A 9497-nucleotide genomic window follows, 5' to 3' on the forward strand; every position below is an offset into this window, starting at 1 on the left:
TGATGGTGCCCCCACACGGACTCGAACCGCGGACCTACTGATTACAAATCAGTTGCTCTACCAGCTGAGCTATAGGGGCCTTGAGCGCCGATTTAGCGATATTGGATTTGCGGTGCAAGACGAAAAATGAACTATTGTGCATTTGGCGCAGAAATTCTCGCGTTGGGCCCCGAACAAGGCCTATCAGACAACCAGTCGGCAACGTCAGATTTGACCAACCCGTCATGACACAGTAGTAATTTCAGAAGGTTGCACGTCAACGCGAGGTGGTGAAGTCATGCAGGTTGTCTTTCATTGCGGCGCACATGGCACGGACGAAGACAGACTTCTGAAGACCCTTTTGCGCAACATCGCGCGGTTTCAGCGCCAAGATATCTCGGTTCCGGGTCCTGGGCGCTATCGCCAGCTGCTCAAAACCTGTTTTGCGGCTTTGATGGCCGATCCAGATCATCATATCGGTGCCGAAACTCTGTGGGACCAAATCCTTGATGGGACCACCGCCGAACGCGTTCTTTTTTCCAATCCACATTTTTTCGGCTCCCAGCGCCGCGCGCTGGATGGCCATCTCCTTTATCCGGAAGCCGAAGCCCGCGTTCAGGCCATGCGCCGTATGTTTCCAACCGATCGGTTGGAGATATTCATCGCGATGCGGGATCCGGGTGGTTTTATCCCGAACCTATTGGAAAAAGCCGCGCCTGAACGCGTGGATGAGATTGCGCAAAACATCTCGCCGCAATGTCTGCGCTGGTCGGATCTTTTTCAACGGCTGCGCAGAGCCGCCCCGGATGTTGCAATCACCACCTGGTGCTATGAGGATATGCCTCTGCTCTGGGGGCAGATCATCCGCCGCATGGCAGCACTGGACGATGACGCGCGACTTGATGGAGGCATGGACCTTTTGGCGGCCATCATGTCTGGCGAGGGCATGAAACGGCTCCGCAAATATCTTGGTCAATTCGAAAACCTAAGCGAGGGCCAGAGGCAGAAGATATTTGCTGCTTTCCTCGACAAATACGCTGATGACAGCGCCCTGACGGAAGAAATAGATCTGCCTGGCTGGAATGCAGATGTTTTGACGGCGGCGAGCGCAATGTATGATCAAGATGTCGAGGTGGTGTCCAAAATGGACGGCATTCGGTTTCTCGCGCCAGAGCTTTGATGCAGAGGAAGCACTTTCGATGATCTGCAGCACGATACCTGTCCTGGGGCGACCACTCTGCGCTGTGGTGCGGACCACGCGGGCGCAGCCATGCTGGCAGCCCCTTAGACAGTTTTCCTTGCCCGCGGACCTACGGCCCAAGCGAGTGATTTAATGTCAGGTCCGCACGCCAAGAGCCAGACACCGCCCCCGACCTTTAATGTGGTGATCGTTGGACAAGCGGGACGTTTGCAATACGAGGCCGTGTTGTTTGCTGCCTCCCTGCGGCGGCAGTCGCCCCAATTTGCGGGCCGTCTCATCGTGGCTGTGCCGCAGGCGGGCCCATTGTGGGATAACGATCCCAGTATCAAAAATGCGCCTTTGCTCGCCGCGCTCGAGCACTTGGGGGCAGAGATCAAACCCTTTGCAACACATGTGTTTGGTGGCCGTTACCCCTATGGCAACAAGATCGAAGCGTTGTTGGCCCTGCCCGAAGGCGAGCCCTTCGTGTTTTTTGACAGCGACACGCTGATCACCGGACCCATCAACGAAGTGCCGTTTGATTTCGCCCGCCCCTCTGCCTCTTTGCGGTGCACCGGCACCTGGCCAAAGCCAACGCTTTACGGCCCCGATATGAACCGTATCTGGCAGACACTTTATGAGCAGTTTGACCTTGATTTCGACAGCAGTCTCGATCTCGGCCAGCCCGAAAACCATTGGCGCCGCTATCTTTACTTCAACGCTGGCTTTTTCTTTGGTGCGTGCCCCGTGACATTCGGCGAACGATTTTTGACCTACGCCCGAACCCTCTGGGAACAGACGCCAAAGGAGTTGATTGGCCAATCGCTGGATCCATGGCTGGATCAGATTGCCTTGCCGCTGGTGATACACAGCTTTGGGGGCGGTCGGGATACGCTGAAAAGCGGATTTCTGGATGGGACAACCAGCTGCCATTATCGCACCCTCTCCCTGCTCTACGCGAGAGAGCCCGACCATGTTGTTGAATTGCTGGAAGACACCGCAGCCCCCAACAAGATTAAAAAGGTGCTGAAACAATACGAACCGATGAAGCGAATGATCTATCAGGGGCGTGGGCGCAAGGCGCGAGCCTTGTTTGATCGGGACAACCTGCCCAGACGTGAGCAGGCGATCCGCAACAAACTGCGCACAGCCGGATTTTGGATGCGATAACATCAGCCAATCGCGTCCGCTGGCACGCTGCCCATTTGGTCATTTTGAAATTGCGCCTTGAAATAGATCGCCGGGCGGAGTGTTCTGTGCGCGATCTCAAAGACCACTCACAGGAGACGTTCCATGTCCGAGACGCCAACTTTTGGGTTCGACACCCTCCAGATCCACGCAGGATCCAAACCGGATCCGGCAACCGGCGCCCGTCAAACGCCAATCTATCAATCGACGGCTTTCGTGTTTCGCGACGCAGATCATGCAGCTGCCCTGTTCAATCTGCAGGAAGTCGGCTTCATCTATTCCCGCCTGACAAACCCAACCGTTGCCGTGCTGCAGGAACGGATCGCAACCCTTGAGGGCGGCGTCGGTGCGGTTTGTTGTTCGTCCGGGCATGCCGCTCAGATCATGGCGCTGTTCCCGCTGATGGGTCCAGGCTGCAATGTTGTCGCCTCCACACGCCTTTATGGTGGGACGGTCACGCAATTCAGCCAGACGATCAAACGCTTCGGCTGGTCGGCGAAATTCGTTGATTTCGACGACCCTGCGGCAGTTGCTGAGGCCATTGATGACAACACCCGCGCGGTGTTCGGGGAATCCATCGCCAATCCGGGCGGCTATGTCACCGATATCCGCAGCATCGCAGACGTTGCCGATGCCGCCGGTGTTCCGCTGATCATCGACAACACGTCGGCGACGCCATACCTGTGCAACCCAATTGCTCATGGAGCCACACTGGTTGTGCACTCAACAACCAAATATCTCACCGGCAATGGCACGGTGACAGGCGGCGTGGTGGTTGATTCCGGCACTTTTGACTGGTCTGCAAATGACAAGTTCCCATCGCTGTCGCAGCCGGAGCCTGCCTATCACGGACTGAAATTCCACGAAACATTCGGCGGGCTGGCCTTTACCTTCCACGGCATTGCAATTGGGCTACGTGATCTCGGCATGACGATGAACCCGCAGGCAGCGCATTACACGCTGATGGGGATCGAAACCCTATCCTTGCGGATGGAGCGGCATTGTGAGAACGCCCGCACGGTTGCGTCCTGGTTGGAACAGGACGAACGGGTCGACTATGTCACCTATGCAGGCCTGCCCTCCTCTCCGTACTATGAGCGCGGCCAACAGCATTACCCCAAAGGAACCGGCGGTTTGTTCACCTTTGCGGTGAGGGGCGGATATGATGCCTGTGTCAAATTGGTCAACGCGCTGGAAATCTTCAGCCATGTTGCCAACCTTGGCGACACCCGCTCCCTTATCATCCACTCGGCGTCGACAACCCACCGGCAGCTGACACCGGAACAGCAGGAAGCCGCAGGTGCAGGCCCCAATGTTGTGCGCATCTCCATTGGTATCGAAAACGCAGACGATCTGATTGCGGATCTGGATCAGGCACTGGCGAAGGCCACCGCTTAATCGGATCTTTTTTGACAACATTGCCCTGGGCCGAAGACTGTTGGCCCAGGGCATTTTGGTTTATCGAGTGTCGGCTTGCCAACACGGGCTGATCAATCGCCCGTTTCGGCCCCAATATCGAACACCACAGAGACCGAGTGCTCAAAGGTCAGTTCGCCCGCCTCGATCGGAACGGACACATCGCGCGCCATTTCCATCGCAAAAGCCGGTCGACCGCGCCCCACATCCCTGTCATTGATCACCCGCACCGGGCCGAGCGCAACACCGGCGGCATCGGCCAGTTGCTGGGCCTTGCGGCGTGCATCCAAAACCGCTGCTGCACGGATCTGATCCTGAACAGCGGCCGGATTAGAAACGCCAAAATTCAGCCCGCGAAACTCATTCGCGCCGACCATCAGCACCTGATCCAGGATTTCGCCAAGGCGATCCAGATCGCGGACCCGCACCGATAATGTATTCGAAGCCGCAAATCCGGTGATCCGGCTGCGCCCGTCGTCGTAACGGGGATCTCTGGTCCAAACCGGGTTGAGTGAAATCTGTTGGGTCTGCATGTCTTCGGCCGCGATACCAGCATCCCGCAAGGCATCGACCACATCCACCATCTTGGTGGAGGTCGCCCGCATCGCCAAGCCCGCTTCTTCGGCTTCCTCGCTGACGCCCAGAACGATGGTTGCAAGTGTGGGCGCGACAGAAATCTGTGCCTGACCGGTGACCGCAATATGCCTGTCTTTTGCCGTCTCACCTGCCCCGGCAAACGACCCCAACATGACCACCGCCAGTGTCGCCGCAAAAAGGTGACTTACTTTCATGTCATTGCTCCTTGTTTCTGATGCAACATGGGAACGGCAAACAGCCGCCCGCAAGGGGGAGAAACCGTCTTTTCCTTTCCCTCGGCGGATCGCTGCCTTATGGTCTGCATCAAGATTACCAGACCTGCAAACAGGTCGGTGTGGGAATTTGAAGGCATGGTCGCATTATGAAGCCGGGTTTCGCACTCATTCTTTCGTCTCAAGCGGTGAGCCTGCGACAGCGGGTCGAAGACGGCTGGATTTCCGTCGGAGAAACCGCGCTGGATGTCGCCGATCTCAGCGCGGCCCTGTCAGAGCTGCGCCAGCAAGGCGAGGCCCGTGCAGGCGGGCCGGTGGCCTGCAAACTGGTCATTCCGGACGATCAGATCCGCTATCTGATGGTGGACGCCCCTGCCAATACCAATGACGACCTCCATGTTGCCCAGCAGGCCCTGGATGGCGCAACCCCCTATGAGGTGACGGAGCTGGCTTTCGATGTCACCCGCCAAGATGGCAGCCTTTATATTGCCGCTGTGGCGCGCGAAACCTTGCAAGAAGCCGAGGAATTTGCCGTTGGCAACGGGTTCTTGCCAGTCAGCTTCATGGCCACCCCCAGCTCGTCTGCATACATAGGCGAGCCTGACTTTGGGCCGAGCCAAACGCTGATTGCCGCTGGCGAGGCGACGCCGGAACCGGACGACATGCCGCTGTCGCAACGCGGCACCGAGCCGGAGCACAAAACCGAAACAAGTGGCGAAGCGGCATCTACGCCAGAGGCCGACACAGCGCCCAAAGAAACAGCAGCGAAGGGCGCCGAGAAAACAGCGGCAAACGGCAAAGCCGCACCAAAGCCAGACGTGCAGGCGAGCGGAGAGGCACCCACACAAGCCACCGCGACCACAGCGGACGGAACCGACACATCGAAAGCTGGGGCCAGCGCTGAAAAATCTGTGGCATTGGCAGAACCAAACGACATTGACAGCGCCGCGCCATCGGCGGGGTTTGCAACCAGGCGCCGAAAATCCGCTCCTTCTGCAACGCGAGAGCGCCCGGATGGTTCGAGCGCACCCCCAATTGCTGCGACGCCGACCTCTGCCTCAGACAGCAAAGCCAAACAACCGGCCGCATCCGACAGCCCGAAAGGCGACCCCAAAGGCAATGCAGACAAAGGGCCACGGGTGGTTCCCCATGCGGCGTTTGGAACGATTGCTCTGGCAGATAGTGCTGTCGCCGATGCCGAACAGTCAGATCAGTCTCGCGCAGCGCCATCCGCACCCCGAGCTGCAAACCCCACAACACCCAAGCAGGGCCGCTTTGGCCTGCTGGGCAAATCAGAAACCACCGCCGAAGCGCCCGCCCCTGTACTGTCCCGCAGCGATGAGCCCACAGAAGAACCTGGCCCGCAGACAACCGACCGCAAAGCGCTCCATGAAGCGGGCAAGGCCAAACTGCTCGCTGGCGTGTCCGAGCAACATGTCGGTGGAAAACCCAGATTTCTGGGATTGATGCTGATGCTGGGGCTCCTTGCCCTCATGGCGCTGGCTGCCGTGTGGGCCGCGGTTTCAGAGCAGGACAAGGATCCAGCCGCCCAAAGCGAGCAAACCACCGATCCGCAAACAGCCCTTGCAGTCGAGCCAGATGCCGGAGCTGAACCAGAGGTCGAGCTTGCCCCACAGGTCAGCGCGATACCATCGCTTCTGGATGGCGACACGTTGCCAGCTGAGCCGACGTCAGACATCGATGCCACCGAAGATGATGAAGTTGACGGCGCGACAACCACTGGTGAAGAGACCGTGGCTTTGACGCCCTCGGATGCAGCGGTCCTCGACGCGCTGAGCACCGCACCCGCACCGACAGTGCTGGACAACGCCGAGGCAGAAGCTGACGCAGCTATCGCCGAGGCGCTAGAGACCGCACCGACAGATGAGCTGACGCAAGCCGCTCAATATGCGGCGACAGGCATCTGGCAGAACGCGCCTTCCGCGCTGGACGTGCCAGGGGGATCCTCGCTGGAGGATCTGTATATCGCGTCGATCGATTCAACCGATATCTCCGAAGATGCAATCGCCCTGCCCCAGCCCGATCGGTTTGCCGCTGACCTGGGCCTTGATATCGTGGCAAATCCCACAGCCGCTGGACAGGCGTTTGATCTGGACGAACGCGGCTTGGTAACCGCAACACCCGAGGGAACGCTGACGCCAGATGGTATCGTGGTTTACCTTGGCGCACCCGAGGTGGTGCCACCACCAACGCCTGAGCGTCCGGACCTGGCAGCGCTGGCCGCAGAAGCGGAAACCGCGCGTCTGGCCGAGTTGGCAGCATTGCGCCCCAAGACCCGCCCCGATGATCTTGCTGAACAAAACGAGCGCGCCCGTCTGGGAGGGCTGAGCCGTGCAGAACTGGCCACCTTGCGCCCCAAACTGCGTCCGGCGAGCCTCAAGCCAGCCGAAGAAAACAGCCTTCCCGTGACAGAGCAGGCCGTGGCGATTTCCGTCATGCCGCGGATCAGGCCGAACAACTTCGCCAATATCGTCGACCGCGCACAGCGTAACAGCACAAGAACCGCGGCGGCAGACGCAGCCCAGTCGGTGGCTGCTGCAGCCTCCGCTCCGGCGGCACCGCGCATTCCCTCCAGCGCATCGGTTGCCCGTCAGGCCACATTGGACAACGCAATTAATCTGCGCCGGGTGAACCTGATTGGGGTCTATGGCACGCCTTCAAACCGCCGTGCCCTGGTTTTGATGCCAAACGGTCGATACAAGAAGGTCAAGGTTGGCGACCGGATGGACGGTGGGCGCGTGATCGCCATTGGCGACAGCCAATTGCAGTATCAAAAAGGTAGCCGGAACCTGACGCTCACCATTCCAAGCGGCTAAGACAGGCACGCTTATCCCGACACCACGGGGAATGATGGGGCAGCCCCATGGCCCATGACCATAGGCTACCCTGAACAAGCGGCTTATTCCGCCGCCGTGATCTCTCCGTTTGCGATCTGCTCACGTTCAATCGATTCAAACAACGCTTTGAAGTTGCCCTCGCCAAAGCCGTCGTCCCCTTTGCGCTGAATGAACTCAAAGAAGATCGGCCCGATCACCGTTTTGGAGAAAATCTGCAGCAGCAGTTTGGTTTCACCCCCATCTACGACGCCTTCGCCATCGATCAAAATGCCATGTTTGCGCATCCGGTCCAGCGGCTCTTCGTGGCCCACGACACGCTCATGGCTCATTTCGTAATAGGACGCCGGGGGCGCAGGCATGAAGGCGATGCCACGCTCCGATATTTCATCGGTTGCTTCATAAATGTCTTCGCTGCCAACCGCGATGTGCTGGATCCCCTCGCCTTTGTATTTCTTCAGGTAGGACACGATCTGCCCGGTTTCCCCGCGATCTTCGTTGATCGGAATGCGGATCCGACCACAGGGCGAGGTCAATGCGCGACTGAGCAGACCGGTGTATTTTCCAGCGATATCGAAGAAACGTATCTCTTTGAAGTTGAACAAATCACCATAGAATTTGAACCACTTGTCCATATTGCCCTTGTAGACGTTATGGGTGAGGTGATCGAGATAGTAGAACCCGACGCCACGGGGTTTGGATGGTTTGATCCAGGTAAATTCCGCATTGTAGGGCGAGGTGTCGTAATACTGATCGATGAAGTAAATCAGCGACCCGCCAATACCCTTGATCGCGGGCACATCCATCGTTTTGTCGTCACCCTCGTAGGGCTCTGCGCCATGGGCCACGGCGTGGTCAAACGCCTTCTGCGCATCCGCAACCCGCCAGCCCATGGACGGCGCGCAGGGACCGTGTTCAGCCACAAACCGTTCAGCAAAGCTGCCCGGTTCCGCGTTCAGGATGTAGGTGACATCGCCCTGCTGCCACAATTCGACGCCCTTTTTCTGGGTATGGTGGCCGACCAACTCATATCCCATTTTTGAAAACAACTCTCGCAGCTCGTCTGGCCGGGGATGAGCAAATTCGACAAATTCAAATCCGTTAGTACCAGCAGGGTTTTCTGAACTGATCACGGAACGCGGGGCATTGTGCGGGAACGGGCCCATTGTGGCGACCTCCTATAGGGGTGAATTCTAGCTGGTCCAAGAATACCGCACCCAAGATGCTGTTTTCCCGCATTCTGACGGGAAAATGCTTGAACTTTCATCAATCCCCCGCATTATTTTCAAGAATACGAAAAAAGCCCGCATCCAATGGATCAGATCGACAAACAACTCCTCGCCGCGCTGCAAAAGAATGCGCATCTGACCGCGCAGCAATTGGGCGAGATGCTGAACCTATCTGCAAGCCAGGCTGGGCGGCGACGGCAACGGCTGGAGGCCGATGGCTACATCCGCAGCTATGCCGCCAAGCTGGATGCACATAAACTGGGCCTCACGGTTCAGGGGTTCGTTCAGGTCCAGCTTGGCAGCCATGGCCCGGAACAGTCACGGCAATTTGCCAGACTGGTGGAAACACGACCGGAAATCACCTCTGCCTGGACCATGACGGGTGAGGCAGATTACCTGCTTCGGGTGTTCTGCGAGGATCTACAGGCTCTCAATCGGCTCCTACACGAAGTCCTGCTGCCGCACCCCACGATTGCGCGGGTCCAAAGCCAGATCGTCATGGATCAATTAAAAGGTGACGCCCCCCTGCCAACTTAAGAGTCCGTGAAGGAAAGCCGTGTAGGGTCCAGGGGCACTATTTCTGATACAGGGAAACACCGTGTCTTTCGTTGATCGCCGTCTGAGCACCCGCCCCTCTCGTGGGGAAGCGCCTTTTGAATTGAATGAGGTCTTTTTCTCACGGACCGACCACCGTGGGGTGATACTCAGCGGGAACTACGTGTTCCACCGCGTTGCGAACTACCCTTGGGAAGAGTTGATTGGCGCGCCCCATAAAATCATCCGGCATCCGGATACGCCGAAAGGTGTATTTCAGCTGTTTTGGGATACGATCCAGAACAAC

General features: G+C 58.0%; 7 protein-coding genes, 1 tRNA gene and 1 pseudogene. 6 read left to right on the plus strand and 3 right to left on the minus strand.

The window, feature by feature from the left end:
* Positions 1 to 3: 3 nt before the first annotated feature.
* Positions 4 to 79, minus strand: a tRNA-Thr gene (locus Q0C28_RS01480).
* A gap of 198 nt (positions 80 to 277) precedes the next feature.
* Between Q0C28_RS01480 and Q0C28_RS01485 the strand changes: the two genes are divergently transcribed.
* The 3 genes from Q0C28_RS01485 to Q0C28_RS01495 all read left to right on the plus strand — a co-directional run bounded on the left by Q0C28_RS01485 (position 278) and on the right by Q0C28_RS01495 (position 3745).
* Positions 278 to 1159: a hypothetical protein gene (locus Q0C28_RS01485; RefSeq protein ID WP_293572875.1), complete on the plus strand. Its 882-nt coding sequence runs from the start codon at positions 278 to 280 to the stop codon at positions 1157 to 1159.
* Positions 1160 to 1312: 153 nt separating this feature from the next.
* Positions 1313 to 2329, plus strand: a complete 1017-nt coding sequence (locus Q0C28_RS01490) for a hypothetical protein (protein WP_293572876.1) — start codon at positions 1313 to 1315, stop codon at positions 2327 to 2329.
* A 123-nt stretch (positions 2330 to 2452) separates the two neighbouring features.
* Positions 2453 to 3745 (plus strand): O-acetylhomoserine aminocarboxypropyltransferase/cysteine synthase family protein, encoded by a 1293-nt coding sequence (locus tag Q0C28_RS01495; RefSeq protein WP_293572877.1) that lies wholly within the window; start codon positions 2453 to 2455, stop codon positions 3743 to 3745.
* A gap of 92 nt (positions 3746 to 3837) precedes the next feature.
* Here Q0C28_RS01495 and Q0C28_RS01500 read toward each other — a convergent pair whose 3' ends face one another.
* On the minus strand, positions 3838 to 4554 hold the full coding sequence (locus tag Q0C28_RS01500) for an SIMPL domain-containing protein (protein WP_293572878.1): 717 nt from the start codon (positions 4552 to 4554) through the stop codon (positions 3838 to 3840).
* Between the two features lie 167 nt (positions 4555 to 4721).
* Here Q0C28_RS01500 and Q0C28_RS01505 point away from each other — a divergent pair, with 167 nt between their 5' ends.
* Positions 4722 to 7409 (plus strand): hypothetical protein, encoded by a 2688-nt coding sequence (locus tag Q0C28_RS01505; protein ID WP_293572879.1) that lies wholly within the window; start codon positions 4722 to 4724, stop codon positions 7407 to 7409.
* Between the two features lie 83 nt (positions 7410 to 7492).
* On the opposite strand, the gene hppD is transcribed toward Q0C28_RS01505, so the two are convergent.
* Entirely contained in the window at positions 7493 to 8593 is a 1101-nt protein-coding gene (gene hppD / locus Q0C28_RS01510) for a 4-hydroxyphenylpyruvate dioxygenase (protein ID WP_293572880.1), read from the minus strand.
* A 147-nt stretch (positions 8594 to 8740) separates the two neighbouring features.
* Between hppD and Q0C28_RS01515 the strand changes: the two genes are divergently transcribed.
* Together Q0C28_RS01515 and Q0C28_RS01520 are read left to right on the plus strand one after the other, a co-directional pair.
* Positions 8741 to 9193 (plus strand): Lrp/AsnC family transcriptional regulator, encoded by a 453-nt coding sequence (locus Q0C28_RS01515; RefSeq protein WP_293572881.1) that lies wholly within the window; start codon positions 8741 to 8743, stop codon positions 9191 to 9193.
* Positions 9194 to 9254: 61 nt separating this feature from the next.
* A pseudogene (locus Q0C28_RS01520) lies at positions 9255 to 9497 on the plus strand (chemotaxis protein); the annotation flags it as partial.

Origin of the sequence: Phaeobacter sp. (assembly GCF_022825805.1) — a bacterium.
Taxonomy (GTDB): Bacteria; Pseudomonadota; Alphaproteobacteria; order Rhodobacterales; family Rhodobacteraceae; genus Phaeobacter.